At 41.6% G+C, this 22,010-nt stretch carries 21 protein-coding genes; 4 read left to right on the top strand and 17 right to left on the bottom strand.

The features are described from left to right. Positions 1–76 precede the first annotated feature (76 nt). The 5 genes from ABNK31_RS16340 to ABNK31_RS16360 form a co-directional block, all read right to left on the bottom strand. On the bottom strand, positions 77–733 hold the full coding sequence (locus ABNK31_RS16340) for a hypothetical protein (protein WP_418893492.1): 657 nt from the start codon (positions 731–733) through the stop codon (positions 77–79). Between the two features lies 1 nt (position 734). Further along, positions 735–1,214, bottom strand: a complete 480-nt coding sequence (gene ispF / locus ABNK31_RS16345; protein ID WP_418893493.1) for a 2-C-methyl-D-erythritol 2,4-cyclodiphosphate synthase — start codon at positions 1,212–1,214, stop codon at positions 735–737. A gap of 5 nt (positions 1,215–1,219) precedes the next feature. After that, positions 1,220–2,380: a type IX secretion system outer membrane channel protein PorV gene (gene porV / locus ABNK31_RS16350; protein WP_418893494.1), complete on the bottom strand. Its 1,161-nt coding sequence runs from the start codon at positions 2,378–2,380 to the stop codon at positions 1,220–1,222. A 203-nt stretch (positions 2,381–2,583) separates the two neighbouring features. Continuing rightward, complete coding sequence (locus ABNK31_RS16355; protein WP_418893495.1) at positions 2,584–3,198, bottom strand: fumarylacetoacetate hydrolase family protein; 615 nt, start codon at positions 3,196–3,198, stop codon at positions 2,584–2,586. A gap of 11 nt (positions 3,199–3,209) precedes the next feature. Beyond that, on the bottom strand, positions 3,210–3,863 hold the full coding sequence (locus tag ABNK31_RS16360; RefSeq protein WP_418893496.1) for a redox-sensing transcriptional repressor Rex: 654 nt from the start codon (positions 3,861–3,863) through the stop codon (positions 3,210–3,212). Positions 3,864–4,079: 216 nt separating this feature from the next. Here ABNK31_RS16360 and ABNK31_RS16365 point away from each other — a divergent pair, with 216 nt between their 5' ends. Then, the gene (locus ABNK31_RS16365; protein WP_418893497.1) at positions 4,080–4,673 is read left to right on the top strand and encodes a uracil-DNA glycosylase family protein; all 594 of its coding nucleotides are present in this window, start codon (positions 4,080–4,082) and stop codon (positions 4,671–4,673) included. Here ABNK31_RS16365 and ABNK31_RS16370 read toward each other — a convergent pair. From ABNK31_RS16370 to ABNK31_RS16415, 10 genes are all read right to left on the bottom strand, one after another. Further along, on the bottom strand, positions 4,670–5,080 hold the full coding sequence (locus ABNK31_RS16370; protein WP_321579000.1) for a putative quinol monooxygenase: 411 nt from the start codon (positions 5,078–5,080) through the stop codon (positions 4,670–4,672). The genes ABNK31_RS16365 and ABNK31_RS16370 overlap by 4 nt on opposite strands. A 25-nt stretch (positions 5,081–5,105) precedes the next feature. Beyond that, a complete protein-coding gene (locus ABNK31_RS16375; RefSeq protein WP_418893498.1) occupies positions 5,106–5,912 on the bottom strand; it encodes a DUF3108 domain-containing protein in 807 nt (268 codons plus the stop codon). A gap of 42 nt (positions 5,913–5,954) precedes the next feature. Then, positions 5,955–7,907, bottom strand: coding sequence for an Ig-like domain-containing protein (locus ABNK31_RS16380; RefSeq protein ID WP_418893499.1), 1,953 nt, complete (start codon positions 7,905–7,907; stop codon positions 5,955–5,957). 167 nt (positions 7,908–8,074) lie between these two features. After that, positions 8,075–9,388, bottom strand: coding sequence for a DUF2851 family protein (locus ABNK31_RS16385; RefSeq protein ID WP_418893500.1), 1,314 nt, complete (start codon positions 9,386–9,388; stop codon positions 8,075–8,077). A gap of 83 nt (positions 9,389–9,471) precedes the next feature. Further along, positions 9,472–10,515, bottom strand: coding sequence for a hypothetical protein (locus tag ABNK31_RS16390; RefSeq protein ID WP_418893501.1), 1,044 nt, complete (start codon positions 10,513–10,515; stop codon positions 9,472–9,474). A gap of 134 nt (positions 10,516–10,649) precedes the next feature. Continuing rightward, positions 10,650–11,357 carry a DUF4998 domain-containing protein gene (locus ABNK31_RS16395; protein WP_418893502.1) on the bottom strand — a complete coding sequence of 236 codons (708 nt, stop codon included), beginning with the start codon at positions 11,355–11,357 and terminating at the stop codon, positions 10,650–10,652. Between the two features lie 23 nt (positions 11,358–11,380). Then, positions 11,381–12,736 carry a DUF5126 domain-containing protein gene (locus tag ABNK31_RS16400; RefSeq protein WP_418893503.1) on the bottom strand — a complete coding sequence of 452 codons (1,356 nt, stop codon included), beginning with the start codon at positions 12,734–12,736 and terminating at the stop codon, positions 11,381–11,383. Positions 12,737–12,770: 34 nt separating this feature from the next. Then, on the bottom strand, positions 12,771–14,786 hold the full coding sequence (locus ABNK31_RS16405; protein WP_418893504.1) for a RagB/SusD family nutrient uptake outer membrane protein: 2,016 nt from the start codon (positions 14,784–14,786) through the stop codon (positions 12,771–12,773). Between the two features lie 19 nt (positions 14,787–14,805). Next, a complete protein-coding gene (locus ABNK31_RS16410; protein WP_418893505.1) occupies positions 14,806–18,087 on the bottom strand; it encodes a SusC/RagA family TonB-linked outer membrane protein in 3,282 nt (1,093 codons plus the stop codon). Positions 18,088–18,360: 273 nt separating this feature from the next. Then, complete coding sequence (locus ABNK31_RS16415) at positions 18,361–18,924, bottom strand: carboxypeptidase-like regulatory domain-containing protein (protein WP_418893506.1); 564 nt, start codon at positions 18,922–18,924, stop codon at positions 18,361–18,363. 240 nt (positions 18,925–19,164) lie between these two features. On the opposite strand from ABNK31_RS16415, the gene ABNK31_RS16420 reads away from it, so the two are divergent. Both ABNK31_RS16420 and ABNK31_RS16425 read left to right on the top strand, forming a co-directional pair. Further along, positions 19,165–19,557, top strand: a complete 393-nt coding sequence (locus ABNK31_RS16420) for a helix-turn-helix domain-containing protein (protein ID WP_418893507.1) — start codon at positions 19,165–19,167, stop codon at positions 19,555–19,557. Between the two features lie 51 nt (positions 19,558–19,608). Next, positions 19,609–20,013: a helix-turn-helix domain-containing protein gene (locus ABNK31_RS16425; protein ID WP_418893508.1), complete on the top strand. Its 405-nt coding sequence runs from the start codon at positions 19,609–19,611 to the stop codon at positions 20,011–20,013. Positions 20,014–20,258: 245 nt separating this feature from the next. Here ABNK31_RS16425 and ABNK31_RS16430 read toward each other — a convergent pair whose 3' ends face one another. Next, positions 20,259–20,381, bottom strand: coding sequence for a hypothetical protein (locus ABNK31_RS16430; protein WP_418893509.1), 123 nt, complete (start codon positions 20,379–20,381; stop codon positions 20,259–20,261). A gap of 263 nt (positions 20,382–20,644) precedes the next feature. Here ABNK31_RS16430 and gpmA point away from each other — a divergent pair, with 263 nt between their 5' ends. Next, positions 20,645–21,391, top strand: coding sequence for a 2,3-diphosphoglycerate-dependent phosphoglycerate mutase (gene gpmA, locus ABNK31_RS16435; RefSeq protein ID WP_418893510.1), 747 nt, complete (start codon positions 20,645–20,647; stop codon positions 21,389–21,391). Positions 21,392–21,456: 65 nt separating this feature from the next. Here the strand turns inward: gpmA and ABNK31_RS16440 are convergent, their stop codons facing one another. Further along, the gene (locus tag ABNK31_RS16440; RefSeq protein ID WP_418893511.1) at positions 21,457–21,957 is read right to left on the bottom strand and encodes a TlpA family protein disulfide reductase; all 501 of its coding nucleotides are present in this window, start codon (positions 21,955–21,957) and stop codon (positions 21,457–21,459) included. Positions 21,958–22,010: the final 53 nt, after the last annotated feature.

Here is a 22,010-nt window from a genome sequence, read left to right on the forward strand (position 1 = left end):
AATCCGTTTAAATATGTTTCGCGATTCAAAAAGAAACTTTTTGAAGGCGAAGAATAGGAAGAAATTTAAACAGTTTCTAAATGAAATAGTTCGATTTATGATAGGAAGGGTCTAACACGGCAATGCCGGTTTGTTTCCTATCGAACGTAACCGTTACTTTTTCATGATTAACGATATTCTTCCAAAAAAGTTTAGCCGTTTTACCGGTTATCCCATGAATCACCCATACCGTCTTCCCGTGGCTAAAGCGGAACAGGGTATCGAGCGGAGGCAAAGCGCCGCGACCGGCATCCAGAAAAATCAGATCGTAAGGTTCCTCTTTCAACGAGGAAAGAGCGGTTTCTGTAGTAATGCTTCTGCCCCACTCTTTTTGCAGTTGGTTTGCAACAGCTCTTTTTTCCGGCGACTCTTCTACCGACACACAATGAATGCGGCTATCGGGCGCCGTAATAAATAAGCTGTTGACTCCGTAACCGGAATGGATCTCCAACACAGAGCGGGGTTTAAAAAAACGGACGACCCGAAAGGAAAGGCGGTTGTTCTCATTTACAGTTAAGGCCTCTTCAAGGGCATTCCGCTCCAAAACAGACGGAATATCGGAGAAAGCATAGTACGTGTCATCAGCGTAAATGACACCGGTGATGAATGCAAAAGCGAAAGGAGAATGTATTCCATATCCTTTCGCATGCAATTTTCGCTCAACCCCTCTGAATAACCGGGTACCGTAAAACATCTTACCTTTTTTCGATTAATGCCACCGCATAGGCCGTGATGCCTTCTTCCCGTCCCACAAAACCCATTTTCTCGGAGGTGGTCGCCTTGATGGATATGGCATCGACGGGTATTTGCATCACCTCACTCAGCACGGCCTGCATTGACGGTATGTGCGGGTTGATTTTGGGTTTCTCGGCGCAAAGGGTCGCATCGATATTCCCGATGGCATACTGTTGCTCCCGGAGGAGCGATACGGTTTTACGCAAGAGTACTTTACTGTCGATACGCTCGAACTCCGGGGCGGTATCGGGAAAATGATACCCGATGTCCCGTAAATTCGCCGCGCCCAGCAAAGCATCGCAAATGGCATGGATGAGCACATCCGCATCCGAATGGCCTTGCAGACCCATTGGATAGTCGAGCTGAATGCCGCCTATCCATAACTCGCGCCCTTCTTCCAGGCGGTGCATATCATAACCGAAACCGACTCGTATATTCATGCGGATTATCTGAACAAGTTTCGAATACCATCCATATCAAAGCCCAACGACAACCGCAAGGTCTGATCCAATGGATTGGATTGCGCCGTCGATATCAGATAAGCGGCATCCAGTTGAAATGCCTGAATACGGAATCCGGTTCCCACGGCAAAATAGCGGCGGTTGCTTTTATATTGGTTCTCGTTGTAATAGCCGGCCCGAAGCGAAAACTGATTATTATAGGTGTATTCCGCTCCCAACGACCACATCACCTCCTGCATCTCTTCTTTAAACCCTCCGGGGGCATCGCCGAACGATTTGAATATGCCGGCGATGGAAGAGATATTATAATAGTCGTCTATGCGCTTTTGGGCTTCTTCCGAGGTCTCCTCTTCTTTCGGAAGCTGAGGGGTGGGAACAAGCAGTTTATTGACATCGAAACTAATGGAAAGCGTGTTTTTATCGCTCAGAGGATACGCCAAGGAAGCGCCTAACCGTAGATTTGTCGGGAGAAACATCGACGTGTTATTGCCGTCGTACGATATTTTCGTTCCGATATTGGAAATCGAAAAGCCGAGCCCCAAAAGGGCTTCCGACCGCCCCATATACAGATAGGTTTCATTGTAACCGGCAATATCGGCGGCAAAGGCGTTGCCGGGCGTTATATCGTCGCTTCCGGCGGAATAGTCGGCACGGATATACCGCAGGGTAATCGCACCGGAGAACGTTTCGGTGAGTCTCCTCGAATAGGCTATATCGAAAGCGAACTCATTCGGAAAGACGCCCATGATATAATCGGTATTCTCATTGAAAAGGCTTACTTGCCCTAACGAGAAATACCGGAGGGACGCGCTGAGGGCATTCAAGTCCTCATTCCCGAATTTCCTATATCCCGAGGCATACAATAAATGAATGTCGTCCACCAACTTGTTCAGCCAAGGGGTATACGAAAACGCAAATCCTTTCGGACTTTTTACGAATGCATATTTAGCCGCATTCCAATGTTGGGAATAGACATCGGGCATGGTCGCCGCGCCGATATCGCCCATTCCGCCGCCACGCGCATCGGGAGCAATCTGTAGCGAGGGTACGGCAACCGGTATCGGATTATAATCCTGCCCGGCACAAGGATCCGCTTTCCATAAAAAAGCCGCACAGATGAGTAAAAAACTTATTCTTCTATACATATTATTACTTGATTTTCGTATTTGAGTTATTATAGAACACGTATATCATTGCTTTATTGTGCGATGAACCGTTTTTGTTGTGCTCTTTCGGAGGCTATATCCAAAGCCGGTCATTCCGCGTTTAACGCTGAATCCCCATAATTAGCACAGCCTTCTTTTATTAGGGGATTGCGGATCGGATTCGCAATGACGATCACTTTTTATTATTTTATTCTAAAGGCAAGGACTTTTGTCTCCTGCAGATACCCTTCTAAATAGTCGTTTATCGAGACGCCCCCTACCCCGGCCGGGGTGCCGGTAAAAACCAAATCCCCGATCTTCAACGTGAAGAAACGGCTGATGTGCGCGACGATTTGATCGACGGAATAGATCATATCTCCGGTTTCCCCTTGCTGAACGGTTTGATGATTGATATCCAGATGAAACGACAACTGTTGTACATCCGGGACTTGCTCTTTTGAAATAAAATCGCCGACAACGGCCGACCCGTCGAAGCCTTTCGATATTTCCCAAGGCAATCCGTTTTGCTTAAGTCGTTTTTGAAGATCACGGGCGGTAAAATCGATGCCCACGGTCAATTCATCGTAATAGCGGTGGGCGAAACGTTCGGAAATACTCTTTCCCAGCCGGCAAATTTTGACCACTAATTCGGTCTCATACTGTATGTCTTGCGAGAAATCGGGAAGAAAGAAAGGCTTCCCGTCTTTTAGAAGAGCGGTCTCCGGTTTCATAAAAATGACCGGCTCGGTACTCCGGAAAACGTGCTTCATTTCCTGATTATGCGACGGATAATTGAGCCCTACGGCAAATATCTTCATAAAGTCCGTTTTTATTTAGTGGGATATTTTGTATTCAACCGGTTGAACATTACAGCCAAATGGGCGTACAGGGAGGTGTTTTGCAAAACCATCCCCTCGGGAACCCGAATGCGGAAAGGAGTGAAATTCCAGACCCCCCTAAGACCTCCTATACCCATATAATCGGCTACTTCCTGCGCAAAATCGGGCGGCACGGTGAGAATGCCGATACTGGCCTGTATCTGTTTGTTTATTTCCACAAATTCATCCGAATGATACACCGGAATGCCATGAACGGTCGTATTGACAATCGTTTCATTGACATCGAAACCGGCAAGGATTTTCAATCCGTATTGCTCCAAACCGGAGTCCGACAGCAGAGCCGCACCTAAACTTCCCACACCGAACAACACGGCTTTATGCGTCTTCTTAAAGCCCAGAAAATCTTCCAACACTTCGATGAGTTGATCGATATCATAGCCCACTCGTGTTTTGCCACTCACATCGACATACGAAAGGTCTTTTGCAATTTGGGTAGCGGACACATTAATTTTTTTTGCGATCTGCGTAGAAGAGACATTGGTTTGTCCATGCTTTTTCAGCAGTTTAATGTACGACAGGTACCAGGGAAGCCGCCTAAGTGCTGGCTCCGGTATTTTTGCATATAAAGAAAATCGATCCGACATGCTTCTATTATTGTTTTTATAGGGCAAAGGTAGGAGTTTTCGAGTAATTTTTTGGTTTTTTAATCTATGATTAAAGATTATTTTCTTTAATTATTGTCTTTTTAATCCGTATCTTTGTGGCGATTAATTGGTTACCCGGTCTATCCGCTCCGCGCGGTTTGACGGGATATACACATAAAGCATCCCTTTGTGTCGAATATTATTTGTTTATAACGTATGATGAAGGAATTAGAAATAGAAACGCATCCGTTAAAGCCTTTTGTGCCGGAAAATGCCACCTTATTGTTATTAGGCAGTTTTCCGCCTCCCAGGCAAAAGTGGAAAATGGATTTTTATTATCCGAATTTCCAAAATGACATGTGGCGTATTTTCGGATTGATTTTTTTCAACGATAAAGATTCTTTTCTAAACGAAGAAAAGACCTCCTTCGACAAAGAACGGATTGTTTCTTTTTTAACGGAAAAGGGAATCGCCGTTACCGACACTGCCCGGCAAGTCATTCGCAAAAAACAGAATGCCTCCGATAATTTTCTGGAAGTGGTGAAGCCGTTCGATTTAGAAAAGATAGTAGCCGAAATTCCTTTGTGCCGGACGCTGGTAACAACCGGGGCAAAAGCGACCGAAACCCTTCAATGGCTGTTGCCGGAATTATACAAAGGGCCCGCCGTAGGCCGTTCTATCGAAATAACGTACCACGGCAGGCCTTTTCATTTTTACCGGATGCCTTCTTCTTCGAGGGCATATCCCAAACCGCTCATTGAAAAAGCAACGGTGTATGCCCGCCTTTTCGAAGAGGCCGGAATCCTTTAGACTTCTTCGTCCAAGAGTGCTGAATCGGAAACCACCGGGGTGACTTTCGTTATCTTAGACCCTTTTAATAACGGGTTTATTTGCTTTTCGACAATCGTTTTAAAATAAGAGCTGCCGGAATGTATTTTATACGCAGCATCGCTTTCATAACTTTCATAGAGAAAAATCTTGGTGGGATCTTCTTCACTCAAAAGAATATCGTACACCAAACAGCCTTCTTCATTATCCAGCGTTTGCTGTTGAACTTCCGAAAGGAGTTCGACAACCTGACTCTTATTTTTTTCATCGACGGTGAATTCTACAAGAATGACATAAGGATCATTGCCCGTTTGCGCTTTCATTAAAGGAACGGACAATAACATGGAAAGAAAAAAGACCAAGCTAATACGCAGCATTTGTTTATTCATATCAAAATAATTAATAAATAAAAGTTTATAAGTTTTTTGTACCCGACACGTCTTTAAGCACAGCACGTATCGTCCCTATTTTCAAGGCCGTATCGATGACCACGGGAATACGGTTGCTGTCGTTGGTCAATAGAGCCTTTATCGGTTCTTTTTGATCCGTAAACGCTTTATTGTTATTGAAAACCGAAAGCGTAATGCGAATCACCTCGTATTCTTTTCCATTATTGGCTTTAAAAGTCGTTATCCCCAGATAATTTACCGCCATATTCACAATATCTTTTCCGGAAAGAAACTGAATTTGATGATGATCGCCCGGTTGCATTTTGCTGAAATCGAGATTTCTCATAAAAGATAATACGGAAAGATAATCATACGTACAGTCGCCGGTAGTCACCGTTTCATCGAATTTTTGTTTTCCGTTCCAATAACGGATCGCCCTGATTTTGATTTGATCTCCGTCGTAAGCAAACGATTGATGCTCGAGGGAGTGATCCTTTCCTTCGAAGGCGCCTTTTGTAAAAAACAACGGCCTTAAGTCCTTGTCAATAAAAGACGTTAGCGTATCGTTGACGGTATAAAAATTACCGGCGAGCCCCGACGTATTCAGCAACATGGTGGTTTTATAGGCGCTTACTCCTTTATAATTTGCATCGGAAATAACAAGCGATCCTTCGCCGGCTTTTGCCTTTATCAGCCCATAATTAAAATAAAGATCATACCGAATATGCTCCCCGCTCTTAAACGCCTTATTCACCACTTTGCATTGAGCAGGCAGTAACGCGGGAGAAAGACATAAAATAAAAAGGATTATACTTATTGCTTTATTATTCATTTTCAATTTATTCAAGAATTGTTTTAGACACTTTCTTATCGATCATCGATTTAGTGATTGTTGCCGCATAGAAGAAGTACTTGAATTTGTTCCGGAAGAGGCTCCCCGTTGTTGTTGCTGCTGTTGTTGCTGTTGTTGTCTTTCGACATTCTGATTCCGCTTTTTTTCTTTGGGTTTATTTTTCGTAATCTCCAAAGGCTTTTGTTCGGCAACCTCCTTCTCCAGTAAATTCCACGATTCTTCGTGATCGGTGTAAGCTCTTATTTCGTACATCTTCGGATTATAATATACGGGTTCAGGATGACGCTTTTTTTCGAAACTTCCGGTAGTCCATATGCCATCTTCGTTATCATCAATGAAGAGACGGGCATATACTTGTCCGGGGTTCAGGTCCCAAAAATGCGCTTCGTTGTTTTTGACGCGTACCTTACGAAAAGGTTTATCCGATTTGTCTAGGAGCTCTACATAAGCGGTTTTTCCTTCGGGCAAGCCGGAGATCAGGAAAAAGAGATTTCCATATTGTTCCAGCGTTTTGATGGAGAATGTCTCATCGAGGGTATTGTTCCAAAGACCATAATGGCTAAAAACAGTCGCGGAATCGACCGTCAACTTGTATTTACCTCCCGGCGCCCATTTATGCCTTAATATATACTTCCGAGGATTTAACGAATCGGAATTCAGTTGAAAAGAGATGGGGCTAAAGACCGAATCCACTTCCTGCGAAAGATGAACCCGCGAAGAATCGAACTGGATAACCGGTTGTTCGAATTCAAAACGAATGGGATTATAGATTTCAAACGTAGACTGAATATTATGTTGAATGTTCAAGAAACGGATCGGCTCTTCTTCATCCTCCTTTTTCTTCCTTTTTTCGGATTTGGGGCGGGCTCTCCGGATGTTAAACTTCAACGTATCGGTATCGATAAAATTTTTATTCAAAGAATCGGTACGGGTATAATCCACACGCATCAAGAGCGAATCCCGCTTATAGAGTAAAGAGTCCGTTATCCAAAGAGTCAAGGTATCGTTTTTGGCGCTTTTCTCCGCTACATACCAATGATCGTCCTCCACAACGGGTTGCAACAATTCAAAAGAAGGAGGAGCGGTGGGGGCGGCAAAATACAATACCATCTTGTTCTCTTCGGGACGTTCATGCTTCTGTAAATACTGCCGTTGAAAATCCGATAAAAACGACCGAAGCAATAGTTTATCCGGCAAAAAACGCGTATAAGCCACCGTCTTGATCGTATCGATCGTCACACTATCTTTAAAAATCGTGTCTTGCCGGGTGGCAGGCATGGTAGAAGGAATAATGATCGAATCGAGGAAAGCGACGGCCTCCTGCGGATTATCATACTTATAATCTCTGTTTAAGTCATTCAAGGCATATATTTTATACGATCCCGGCGCCATTCCCCGAACCGTAAAATTGCCCCGTGAATCGGTACGCGAAATACGTTCAAAAGGCACGTGTGTGAAGGCCGTGTCATTCAAATTGGAATGAATGCCCACATACGTTCCGCTAACCGGCTCGAGATTATCGGCCGTCAACACTTTTCCGGAAACGGCAAGGGTATCGAGCCGATCGCCCGTAGAAAAAGAATAGACAAAGTTTTCCAGCGGATTCGCTTCATTATTATCGACGATGGCATCGGTAAAATCGATGGTATAGGTCGTGTTCGGCAGCAATTCATCATTGAGCTCAACGACGGCTTTCCGCCCTACCGATTTGATAACCGGCATATTCTGTTGCGGGGGCGTGATAATGACTTTTTCGGAAGGGCTTTCGATTTTTATATTTTCATCGAATTCGATTTCGACGACCGTTTTTGAACTATTCAACGCGTTGAAATCGGGATTCGCCCTCTTGATTTTAGGAGGAGCTACATCGTATTCCCCACCCGAAGGCGAAGCCATGTTCGCACACGAATAGACGAACGCGAAAAAGGTAATGGCCCAAAAGCCATATCGTATATACTGAAAGACTTGTTGCATTGTTGTCGAAACCTATTGTCAGAAATCATCGTCGCCACAAAAATACAATGTTTTACCTACTTTTAGGGAATTGGGCTAAGAAAAATAATAAAAATATGTTTTTCATTCTTATTACTCCGTTAACCGCCTGATACGGGTTAACGGACGAAAGGCCTCTATATGAGCGCTCAAACGGGCGGGAATCCGTTAGACGGGGACGAAACTTTCCGGGAAGAAAGGGCTGCGTGCCCGATGCGGCAATAAAGGCATTTACGCGGCTCACAATAGGCTTTCCGCAATTGGATCAACGCCTGTGTGTCGGCGGCATGTTCGGGAATTACCCCCGCTTCCCGGAATTGATCGATAATGCTGTTTTTTTCCGGTTTCACCGATTCGAGCATGTCGACGGCCCGCCCACAATAGGCTTCGTCGGCGGTTTTCTTACCGTAAGCAAAAAGTATCGGCACGACGGTATTGATTAAGATAATATGAAAAGAGGCGGCGCCAAGATATTTGGCAGATTTCACGGAGCTTTTACCAAAAGAATAATGGGTTTGCCAATAATCTGAAGGATTTACTTGGAAATGGGACTGCATTTGAGGATAGTCCTGCTGTTCGAGCACGACCGAAAAAAGTCGTCCGGATTTCTGCAAGAGTGCGGCCAATTGCGCGAGGCGTATCTGGGGAAAGGCCCTCGGACGGACGTGCAGTTTTTTGAAAACGAAACCATCCAAATTATTCAGGAGATATTTTTTCTTCAAAAAAGCATATTCATTCTTGAGTTTCAGAAAATAATCCTCTTCGACAGGCCCTTCTTCGAGCAATCCGGCCTGCCCGAAAAGCAACGCTTCTATTTGGAATAAGCTGTCGCCATGTTTTTGAATATAATTATACGGCAGGCTTAGCGCCAGACGTTCGAACTGATCGGAATTCAATCCGAAGCCAAAATTCCTTACCAATAACACATAAAATGTTTCATCCCACGAATTATTAAATCGTTTCAGATGGGCAAAGATATCCTGCGTTTTACGCTCCAACCGTTCGATGGTAAGCGCACTGAGCCATGCGTGAAGAAGCCGTTTATCCAACAGGGAAAGAGAGTCTTTACACGGTATTTTTTCGTCGGCATACAACAGATACTCCGCATTTTCGCGCACCTCCTCCGGAACTTTAATCACACATTGCGGAATGACTTCCCCTTTTTGGTTACGCACGTCCGAGTTCACTTCTTCCACGACATGCAGAATCACCGAATTATACGCCTTATCAGTGTGGTGACCATGTTTTTTCCATTCATCGGAAGCGTGGTGGATTTCAATATTCCCAGCCCACAAGGTGTTCCCGATTTTAATTTTCGCATTAAAAAAATCAGGGCCTGCATCAGTGTTCAGTAGCCCTGCGTCGATAATTTCAATTTTTTCTCCCTCGGTGGTCTCGATCAAAGAACGGTCGAAAAGGCCGAATTTCCAAACATATTGCAGCAATTCTTCCCTACGTGACATTTCTCAACGGTTTTAAAAACCCAAAATTAGAAGTATTTATTTGGATTTCAAAGTAAAAAGATGAAAAAATTGACTCACGAAACTTATCCGGCTTTCATTTTCCCATTTTTCCATATCAACATCTCCCCCCAAAATGGCAGGATCGTATTTTTGCATTTCACTGTAGGAAGATGCTCAAGTGTTTTGGTAATGGACGCTTGACCATGAGGATAGGGTTTATGCCTTAATTCTATCAGGTGGGATAAAACAGCGTAGTCAGGTTTTACTTGCCCCTCACCCGTACCCAGGATATTGTTTTCCCGGGATTCTCCCCACCTAAGGACGACCATGTTTACGGACCCCTGCACATTCATAAAATGTTTCGGATTGAAGCCTGAATCTCCACAGTGGAGCATAGAGAAATTTCCGGCATCTTCGCTACACTCAATACGGAATACCGTCACGAAATTCGGTAATTTTGGGTTGGTCAGATGGTCTGAAATATCGGTACGAATTGTGAAATTTCCAATTTTATAACTTGTGGGTATTGTTGAAATGTATTCTTCACTTTCTTTGTAAAAATTCGACAACACTGGTTTACCATGATTGGTCATAGCTTCCATTAGTTTGGTATTATAGTGATCTCCGTGTTTGTGAGTTATGCAGAGGAAATCCAAATAAGGTTCCAATTGTTCTGCCAATCGATGGTCAATGTCGATTCCGAAACAGCCGGAAGGTGTTTTAACCACAAACCCCATATTATACAGCATCCAAACCAAAGTACTTCCGTATTGGACTTTGGCGTTTTTTACCTCATAAAGTACTTTGTCGAAAGCCTCTCGATAAAAATATAACATGGGTATTGTATTTTCCATGTTGGCCGATTCCTTTTCAGGAGTATTTAGATATTCTTTAAATGTGGTGTTAACTAAACTATCGGAATAAGCCTGGAACTTATTCAAAAGTATTAATCTATTATTGTCTAATAAGAACGGGGATGTTTTTCTGAACTGCAACATTGTTTTAGCAGCTTCTTGAACAACTTCATTGTCGATGTTCTTATAATCGTTTTTTTTATAAAAACGTTGCTGGCAAGAAATAGTAATGGCCATTATGATCAGTAGAGCAGATAAAATTATCCTATTCATATAAATATTGTTCTCCTTATTTTAGGTTATTATTTTTAATATACGGACCTTTGCAAAACACAAAAAAGCCATAGGTAACAGCTCCCGGTCTTAATCGTTTCATATCCGTTGCAATTGATAAAATTAAGCGAAGTCTATGGAACTTGGGGAATCTTTGTTTCCAAATATCTTGTCACATTGAGGGTGTCAATATCACTTTCATTGATAAGGTACCTGGTTTTGGTCCGTACTATCCCGCCGGCTTTGGCGTTGATTAACGTATGACTGTCTTCGGTTACAAAAACTTCTTCAGTAAAATGCCCGTTATTTTGTTCGTAACTTAACAGGTTCCCTACCGCACCGATTCTTGGTTCAAAAATGACCTCATCCGCTGCAGCAGAAATACGAATTTGTGCGTTTATTAAAGACGACACGTAACTTTCCCCGTAAATATATGCGCTTCCTGTCTCTATTAGAGATCTATTACCAAATATATCCACATTTTGGGCATGAATTTCCAGATTTCCCTGAATGCCGGCAGAGGGTGGAATATCAATAAAAGCATAATAACATCCCTGTTTGTCGTCAAAATAATTCGGATTATAATCGATCTTTACAGAGTCTTTGCTTCCTTCTGTCATATTCCAATTCAAGACACAATACGATCGGTTTACGTCTTCGGCTGGGTAAATATTCACTCTAAACCGGTAATAGCCCGACTGTGTATTCAGTTCATTTACTCTTGCAGCATAAACGATGGGCCCGTCCTTAATATACTGATTCAACAGATCGTTGGCATTGTCACAACCTATTATAAGGAAGAGGAATAACAGAGTCCCTACTCTGAATATATATTTAGTCATAATTTATTTATTATTGGTTCTATTTAATAATACTCTAACACTTCTCCATACATTTGGAATTCATTAATCGTGTAGAAAGCTTCATTTTTGTTGTACGTCTCCATCAACTGAAGCCGCATATAACGAAAACTTTCCGTTGGATGCGCATCCGGATTCACATTCCCTTCGCTGATCGAATATTCTTGATTATTATTGAAATATTCAATTTCTTCAGGCGTGAGATTATCTGTATCCACGGGATCTTTTCCTACGTATTCGCCTATTAACGTCCAGGTTTCCGGAAATTTCTTCCATCTTTCATTATTGGCATCATTCGTGCCCCATATTCGAAAGCGTTTCGGGCTGGATCTTTTATAGGTATAAACGAGACCGGTCCGAGGATATATCAAAACCCGGCTCAACCGTACATTCATGTTCATATCAAAAGTCAGGTAATAATTGTGGACAATGATTCGATTTGCAGGATCAGAATCGGAGAGGTTTTTCACAAATTTATATCCATAGAATTGATTCCCGGTTCTTATGTTATTAAAAATTGTTTGAGGAACATGGGCCGTACCATGGGCGTTTCCATCATTTTGAATACCAGTTGTAGGGTTGACGCCATATATGCCGTAATCGCGGCTTCCTGCATAAATTGTTGGATTATAAAAAGTAACGGCTTTTATGTGACTGTAATCAATTTCTTCTTCCTTGTAAGGAGTTAAAAAACTAATCAACGTGTCTGTCCTGTTTCCCCATTTATCCGATACCGAAAAACCGAATTTTTTTTCAACCGACGGATATTGACGGATATAGGCAAAGGTGTTGACGGAGTCTGTGGTATAAATTGTTTTATAGGGATCTTCCATAAACGAAACCACACCTTTTTGCAAAGAGTCTTCCACCAGCACGTGAATGATAAACGGATTAGCCCTTTCGTTTTTCCATTCCACTTTAATTCCGCCGAAGGCAGGTTGTACTTTCATTGTATTTAGCGCGAGTTCTATCGGCGAAGTCAATGGCGCGGCTTTCACCACAGTAACATCCGATTTATTCCCGCTTGAGTCGATACAGACCAGCTCTACGGTCACCTGCTCAGTCCCGGTCAAGCCTTCCACCAAAATAAAGGCGCTATACCTTGAAACGGTAAACTCCACTTTTTCCCCCTGTTTATTGACGTAGGAAGCTACTACTTGGGTAATATTCGGATTCCCTTTTGGAAGCGTAAAATAGATCTCTAACGCACCAGATTTCGGAATAATTTCCTTGATCGTGATTTTTTCCGGTTTGACCGAATTAGTCTTTACTTGCTCTACCCCCATATAAGAGTCCACACAAGCAACCATCAGCAATGAACTTATCATTGCAATTAAAAAAGAATGTATATATTTATTCATTTATCTTGCGTTTTTTAACTAATATCCTCACCAACTACCATCCCGGATTTTGAACAAGATTGGGATTCTGCAATAATGAATTTGTCCGGATGGGCATCAGATAATCTTTCATTGAAAACCGTGGCTGCAATAACACCCGTATATTATAAAAATCTTTCTTGTTTTCTCCATCTTTATTCCAACCTAATATGGGCTTATTAAACATTTCCTCAGCCAATAGCCATCTTCTAACATCATAATAAAAATGTCCCTCAAACGCCAGTTCATTCAAACGCTCCCGGCGGATAATATCTCTTAAACCATTGATGTCTTTAGGTTTGGTTTTATACCTGCTTAAAGCATATTTGCTCCAGCTCTCAACCACACCTTCCATCCCGCTCCTCGCCCGGATCTGGTCTAAATAGAAAAAAGCGTTATGCCCTTTTGAATCGGTCTTTTCGGGGCCTCCTACTTCATTCAAGCACTCTGCCAATAACAAATACATATCGGCCAACCGAATAATCGGGAAAGAATAGTCTTCCCGTATTAAAGTGACCCGGCTCTCGGTATAAGTTGTTTTCAAGTGGCTTAATTTTTTTGCCAAATAACCGGAGTAAGGGTAACCGCCATACGTTTCGGCATGTTTGTATCCGCTACCCATGTGTCTCATCATATTAGGGAATGATGCTTCAGTCAAGCTTTTTTCTCTTCCTTCCCAAATTCCGCCATCGAATCCCACGGATGCATAAAAACGTAATGAGCGGTGAAAATGAAGAATGGCTGTTTCCTGCCCTTTTTTGATGAAATATTTGCTGTGCTCCTCATCTGGGAGTTGAGTGTTGTATCTATTTTGATACCATCCATTGTTTTCCCACTCACTATCTTCCTCAATTGGAATTCCGTTTGAAGAGTAAAATAATTCGACGACATTCAAGGTAGGCGCGTGGCGTTGCCCGATATCTGACCCTCCAGATCCGGCCAAATTAAACCATTCGTCGTTACTCAACATGGTGCTCCATTTCTGCAGTATCGTGGTGCTCTCATTGATAGCCCATATTACTTCAGGGTTCCATGATTCTGTCACGGCCTGCCGAAGGCTTACCATTGCTTTAGTGGTGTCATTGATATTGGTAATATTAATTCCCCTGATGGCATTGTTTCCTCCATCAATTGTGACAAAAATCTTTGCGCCTTCTTCCTCGGCAGAACGGCAGGCAATGTCACAGGCTTCCAACGCTCTTTCCCATCTCTTTTCGCTATCGCCTGTCGGAAAAAGTTCAACGCCTCTTTTGTCTTTATAACCTTTGTAATAATTGTTGTTGTTGAAGATCGGACTGGCGGCTAAGATCAATGTTTTCGCTTTAATGGACAATGCAATGGTTTTGGTAAATCGACCGAATTCACTGACAACATCCAACTCGTTCATCGTCGGAAGATCTTCTATCGCATCGTCTAACGTGTTCACTATATATTCCACTACTTCATCAACCGGAGCCCTGTAAACATTCACCTTATCTCCTTTTTCGGAAATAGGTACCGCTTGGTCCATAATTGGAATTGGCCCGTAAAGCTGTAGAAGATAAAAGTGTAAATACGCTTTGATTGTCTTCACCTCTGCAATCCATCGGGCTCTAACTATTTCGTCAACATCCCGTGGACCTCCGTTTTCTACTAATATCTCCTCTAAAAAAACATTGCAAAGTCTGATTCCCTCCCATAAGTTTTTAGGTGCTCCATTGAGTCCGTCCCAAAAATTCATGAAAGGATCAGTTGCATTATTGCCTTTTAGAAAGGCCATCATGGGTGCAGGAGGCCCTGAGGACAATCCCCCTCCGATATTTCTTTCGGAATAGATGATATCCCCTCCTCCGGAAATGCCCAATGTATTCATGGGAGAAACGAAATTGGGAAGACTGTTGTAACACGTAAACAGATATTTCTCAGCATTATGTTTATCTTTAAAAGCATCTTTCAATTCGGGCTTGTCATCCGGTAAAATATCAAGAAAGTCATTACATCCCCAAAAAGAAAATAGGAAGATGATCATCAAATAACAATATACTTTTCTCATTTTATATTTATTTTTAATGTTAAAAATTAAGTTGAAGACCCAAGTTGAAGACTCGTTGTAAAGGGTACGCCAACCCATTTCCGCCCATTTCTGGATCCCATAATTTAAAATTGGAAAATGTTATCAAGTTCGTTCCGCTTGCATAGAACCTCGTACTCACACCTTTTATTTCCGGTATTGTGTATCCGATTTCTACTGATTTTAAACGCATATAGCCAATGGACCGCATCCAATAGTTACTTCTTACAAAATTATTGTTGTTTCCGATGGCAGCGGAACCTACATCAGGCGACAAGCGGGGCCATTTGGCATAAATATCCCTGTCGGTTTCTGTCCACACACTTTCAGCAATAAAATTCAGCATCGCCCTGTTCCCCTTTTTCTCTCCTGAAGAGACTTCCACAAAAGGAGACATTTTATTGGCGTCCAGGAAGAAAGAATATCGGGCAGAGCCTTGAAAGAAGAGAGACACATCGAAACTTTTATACCCAAATGAACCACCGAATCCATATTGGATTTCAGGCGTAGATGAGTACCCCATCGGTACAATATCATACGAATTGATAATCCCGTCGCCATTGATGTCCCGGTATTTTATATCCCCCGCCTGATATTCTCCCATGCCACTGGTAACCTGTTGTAATGGCGAATTTTTCACTTCTTCATCATCAATGAATAATCGTTCGGCGACATATCCGCGTTGTTGTCCAACTTTCTGTCCCACAACAGACAACCATGGAGCAATTCCAGAATAATCCAATTCATCATATTGCGTGATTTCTGCGGTACCGTATGTGAAATTGCCTCTAATTATATACCACATTGAATTAGCATATGCTTTATTAAAATCCAATGTTAAATCGACTCCTTTACCAACAGCTTCCCCATAATTGGTTCTGATATTGCCGGCCAAACCCATAGTGGATGGAATGTCAGGCCTAAATTGTACTATATTGGTACGTTTTTCGTGGTAAAGCTCACCGATAAAAGTTAAATTATTATTGAATAATCCCAATTCAATTGCCAAGTTGGTTTTATAAGATACTTCCCATGTGATGTTGGGATTAGCATATCGCAAAATATTCACCGTCGGACGGCTAAAGGTTTCATTCGGGTTATTTCCGAACCGACCTGCCGAAGGTCCGTTCAAGTCAATATTCGATGTGAAAAAGAAACGATCCTGAGCAGAAACGATCACGTCATTACCCACCAAACCATAAGTAGCCCTGAGTTTGAGAGAAGGAATACTATTTTTTAACCCTGACCAGAAATTTTCGTTCGATATTTGCCATCCTGCACCTACCGACGGGAAAAATCCCCATCGATGCGCCGGATCAAAACGTTCCGAACCATTGATACCAAAATTAAATTCCGCGAAATACTTCTGAGCAAACCCATAAGTAAAACGTCCCGCAAAGGATACATTCCGTGATGGCAAAGAAGTGTCTAGATTTTGGGGACTACCATCCATACTCTCTTTGATGGAGCCGACCAGAAGTCCCCCAACATCATGCTTATTGTTGAAGTTCCGGTTATATAAAATGGCACCTTCTCCATAATAACTTGATCTGACGTATTTGTTTCCGGAACTATAATCAATAAAATCGGAACCACCTTCAGGATTTAGAACCGCTAATTCATAAGGGAAAGAAGAATTATCAGGATCATATGTTCCCTTAATATATTGATAAAAAAAGGGTTTATAACTACGTCGAATATTGAACCCTGAATAGCGTGTGACACTTCCGATGAAGCGGGCCGTTAACCCTTTCGTAATCATATTCAGATTTTGATGCAATTCCAATTGCGTTAAAAGGGTGTTATTTCTTACATCTTCATATCCTCTCATAATGTCGGCATAAGGATTGATATAAAGATCAGAGCCAACCCCGTACTCATTATCAGAGTAATTGCCGAAAAGGATGCGGTCGACATATTGCGTTTCTTCATCCGGAGCATACACATGCGGAAATAAAACAGGATTAGCGATCAGTGTTTTTCCGTATGTATTGGCGCCTCCACTCCCGAATTCACCGATAGGACCCGTATAGTCCTCAAAATTAGCATTTACTCTCACCTTCGCTTCTAATGTTCGTGTTAAATTAAGGTTCACATTGGAACGAATGACGTATGTCTTTAAATTGATATTGGAATTAAAAGGATTGGTACGGTCAACTTCCAATATGCCATTGTCTTGCGAAAAAGATCCGGCGACATAATACGTAGCAGCGTCTCCGCCACCGGTAAGATTGATATTTGCCCGATGATTCATCGAGTAGTCTCTTGTCAAAATATCTTTCCAATCGACTGCAGGGTATACATATTTATTTCTGTTCGGATCACGTGTGCGGTCAATTTTACTTTGTGAATAGGTTAGCTCGCCGTGGCGTGTCAAACTCGCTATATTTGAATATTCCATAAAAGATACAGGATCAACCACTTCAACCTTTGTAGTGGGCGTTGAGAGCGAACTTTCAACACGAAACTGCACATTAACTGCTCCTTTTTTCCCCTCTTTAGTAGTCACTAAGACGACTCCGTTTGCACCTCTTGCTCCATACAGCGCAGTTGCCGAGGCATCCTTTAAGATAGAAAAACTGGCAATATCATCAGGGTTCAGACGAGACAAGTCTCGCGATGTCATTTCAATATTATCTATTAAAATAAGGGGTGACGTCAATCCGCTGCCAAAAGAAGTCACACTCCTCACGAAGAACTGAGCATCCTCATCACCAGGAGCGCCTGTAGTTTGATATGCTATCAAGCCTGCCATTTTTCCCGATAGTGCCGTGGTTAAATTACTCGACGGAACTTTCAGGTCTTTCGTATTAACCGTAGTAATAGATGAGACCACACTCTCTTTTCTTTGTTTTCCGAATGCAACAACTACAGCTTCTTCCAACATTTCAGAATGCTCTGAAAGTCTTATATTGATAATCCGGACTTTGCCGACTGCAACTTTTTGCATTTCAAAACCAATGAATGAAAATGTCAATGTATCGCCCTCATTCGCCAACAACTCGTAAACTCCATCAATATCGGTTATAGTTCCATCGGCAGTGCCCGCTATTACAATATTGACACCCGGAAGAGGGGCATCGTTAAATGCATCGGTAACCTTTCCTGTAATATTAATACGTTTCGATTGTTGAATAGCCTTTACCGAAGAAATATTATTGTCGGCATAGGCATGGTAAGTCAGCACACAAAAGAAAAATAAAGGTAATATTATTCTCCTGATTTTTAATCTATAAATAAAATTATTTAAGGGTTTTCCCCTTCCTACAGAATATTTACTCATATTTTATATGATTTTAATTATCAAGTAATGAACGAAGTAATGAAATAACAACCTATCTCCTAAACGAACTTTCTATTCAGTGCCTTTATTATTTAACAGCTTGCCTCCGTAAAGACAATAAATTAGTCAAGAAATTTTGATAAGATGCATCTTTTTTCACACTTTATGTTTGTTTGCGGGGACAAATATCTCTCTTAAATGTTACAAATCGATTTACATTCTGTTACATTTTTATTAACTTTCAACAAATTCCCCACAAGTCATTTTAAGTACTCAACTTACCAAATAGAGAGGAGATGAATTATTCAATGTGCCAATACCACGCACCATTACATGAGGGCTTCCGCCGAGAGTACCGCCTTGTGATACAATATCGACACCGTCAATCTTACCCTGCAATACTTGCCCGATACCAACATTACTTTGCGTATTGAGTTTCTCTATATTAATGTTGGCAACAGAACCCATCAAATCTGCTTTTTTCTGTGTTCCATAGCCGATAACCACGTCTTCTTCTAATGCTTCCGTATCCTCTTGCAACACTACAGTCAGGGTTGTTTTGCCGTCAAGCGTAACTGTTTGCGAAAGCATTCCTACATACAAGACCTCTAATACGGCATCGGAAGGGGCGTCCGATAAAATAAAATTGTCTTCGGAATCGGTGATTGTGCCGATCCCTGTTCCCTGTATCTTTACCGATACGCCTATCAAAGGCTCTCCTTTTGCATCCGTAACCGTCCCTTTCACGGTAACGGCCTGTGCAAACAAAAATATGGAAAGGGTCCACACTAAGAGAAACATCATTCCTTTCACTAAATTTAAAATCTCTTCTTTCATTCTTAGATTTTGTTTTTAATTGATTAATTAGTTATTTATAAGCAAACTTCACGAGTTTGTTTTATTGGTACAATGTAGGCTGATAAGTTCTCACATCGAACAATAACCGGCATGTATTCATGCCGGCAAAATTAAATGTTCCGAATTTTGAGTCAAAATAAATAAGGTTGGTTTTTACTTTGAATTGGTTGGTTTTTACTACCTTTGCTGAAACGTATTCCTATTAATAAATTTAATAAAATGATTGCTGAGTCAAGAGAAAAAGTAAGCAGAAGGCATATCGGGCGTAATGTACAAAGAGTTCGGACATATTTAGGGATGAAGCAGGAAGCTTTAGCAGCCGATCTTGGCATTAGCCAACAGGAAGTATCGAAGATCGAAAATCAAGATGAAATAGAAGAAGGATTACTATCCCGAATTGCCGAGATATTAGGTGTATCTCCGGAAGTAATTAAGGACTTCGATGCTGAGAAGATTATTTATAATATTGATAATAGTTATAAAGATGCTACTATATCCGAAGGAGGAACCGCAATTGTATTACAAATCAATCCCATTGAAAAAATTGTAGAGTTGTACGAACGTTTATTGCAAAGCGAACATGAGAAAATCGAGTTGTTGAAAAATAAATGATTCTTATTACCTTTGCTTTCAATATAAACCATATATAAATTAAAGTGAAAAATGGAAACAAAAAATTTTGACAATGCTGTTCACATTGGGAGAAAAATTGAACGGGTACGCCACCTTCGCGGAATGTCTCAGGCCGAATTAGGCGATCGATTAGGAATAACAAGCCAATCTGTCTCAAAAATGGAACAGACGGAGAAAATTGATGACGACCGTTTGGAAAAAATTGCTTCGGCATTAGGGGTGAACGCAGATGGACTAAAGAAATACAACGAAGAAACGGTACTATATAATAATACGAACAACTTTTATGAGAATTGTGGCGTAACAAATCCCGTAAATAATAATAACAATCATACTTTTAATAATTTCCCCTTAGAGGAGATTGTTGAGTTCTATGAGAAACAACTGGTGAAGGAAAGAGAGAAGTTTGAGTCTTTAAAAAAAGCGAAAGACTAGAAGTTATAGAAGTCTTTAAAACTATATGCGACAACTATTTTTCCCAAAAAGTTGTCAATGAACTTTTCGCTACCAAAAATGAAGAAACTATTTGGTTGAAAGAAGAAATCAGATACCTCAGGCAGGAGATTGAAAAGTTACTGGAAATTATTGCTAAATAGAGTTATTTTTCGGGCGGAATGATATTGCATTTGAACAAAACAGCTAAAATTACTCCTCATTTTATTGATAACGGTGTTCATCCATTATTTTTCAATTTCTTCGCAGAATTTATCGGCGATGTAATAAATTTCCACTATTTCTGCATTCATGAATAACGGATTTTTATTATTTAGCTGTAATTTATTCAGCATTTTAAGCATGAACATAACCCCTTTATTTTAATAATTTTATTCCTTCTTTAGGTCGAACTCGCGTACTCCTTACAGAACACGGACACCCCCGAAAAGCCAAAATTCCGTGCCTATCACATTAAGAGTAACAATCGATATTCAACAGGGAGCAGATAAAAAAGAGAGAATATCAAAAAGCTAAAAAATGATTTCAAAAAATTCGGAACTTACGATGATTTTCATTAGTTTTGTCCTGCAATCGCATAAAATGATTTCAAATTAATAATAGACAAGTAAATATGAAAAAAGTTGTTTTGATTCGCCACGGCGAAAGTACCTGGAACAAGGAAAACCGTTTTACCGGATGGACCGATGTGGATCTTTCGGAAAAAGGAGTGGAAGAAGCGCACAAAGCAGGCCAACTGCTCAAAAAAGAAGGTTTCCATTTTGAAAAAGCTTATACTTCTTATCTGAAAAGGGCTATAAAAACATTGAATATCGTGCTGGATGAAATGAATCTCGATTGGATACCGGTAGAGAAATCATGGCGTCTGAACGAAAAGCATTACGGTGCTTTGCAGGGACTGAACAAAGCGGAAACAGCTAAGAAATACGGTGACGAGCAGGTGCACATCTGGCGCAGAAGCTATGATGTCCCCCCTACGGCATTGGCCAAAGACGACGAACGCTCTCCGTTTGTAGACCCGCGTTACAAGGGCGTGAATGAAAACGACCTTCCCTTGACCGAGTCTCTGAAAGATACGGTTGCCCGCATTCTTCCCTACTGGAACGAGACCATCCTTCCCAGCTTGAAAGAATATGACGAAATTATTGTTGCCGCACATGGCAATAGCCTTCGCGGTATTGTAAAACACCTGAAAAATATTTCGGATGAAGATATACCGGGCTTGAACCTCCCTACCGGCATTCCGTATGTGTTCGAGTTCGACGATAACCTGAAGGCGGTAAAAGATTATTTTCTGGGCGATCCGGAAGTGATTAAAAAATTGATGGATGCCGTAGCCAACCAAGGCAAAAGTAAATAATCCCTTATCGGGTTGATGAAAACAAAAAACGGACGCAGGATTTATTCCCCGTCCGTTTTTCTATTTCAGCTTTTCGAAAGAACCTCTTGCAACTCCTGCGGCGAGACGTTCATCGCGATAATCTTTCCTTGTTCATCTACCAAGTAGTTTTTGAACCCTTTCTTCAACCTAAAATCCCGGAAAATATCAGAGCGCATCCCGAGGGTATCGCAAAACTGCGAATGACGATCCAATTGATCCAAGAGTACGGTTTTCTCAAACACCTTATCATTGCTGTCGAAAGAGATAGAAAGCAGTTCGACATCCGGATAGTTTTGCTTCAAATAATTATGCAACAAAACGTTGTTTGCTCTTGAGCGGGCATCGTAAGCGGCCCAAAAGTTCACCACTACTTTTTTGTCTTTATACTCAGCGCGGTCGAGGAGATTCCCTTGATCATCCTTCAGAACGAGAGAAGGGATTAATTCACCCGGATAATATCCCGTTGAAAGGGTGTCGGTGTTAACCGAACCGGCCGATAGCGCAAGCGAAGCGATTGCTAAAAGACAAAAGTTCACATACTTCATAAAAAAATATTTTGGTTAGTAACTCAGCTTGGCCGCTACTTCGCGCAGCTTGC

This window comes from Limibacterium fermenti (assembly GCF_041902845.1).
Taxonomy (GTDB): Bacteria; Bacteroidota; Bacteroidia; order Bacteroidales; family Dysgonomonadaceae; genus Limibacterium; species Limibacterium fermenti.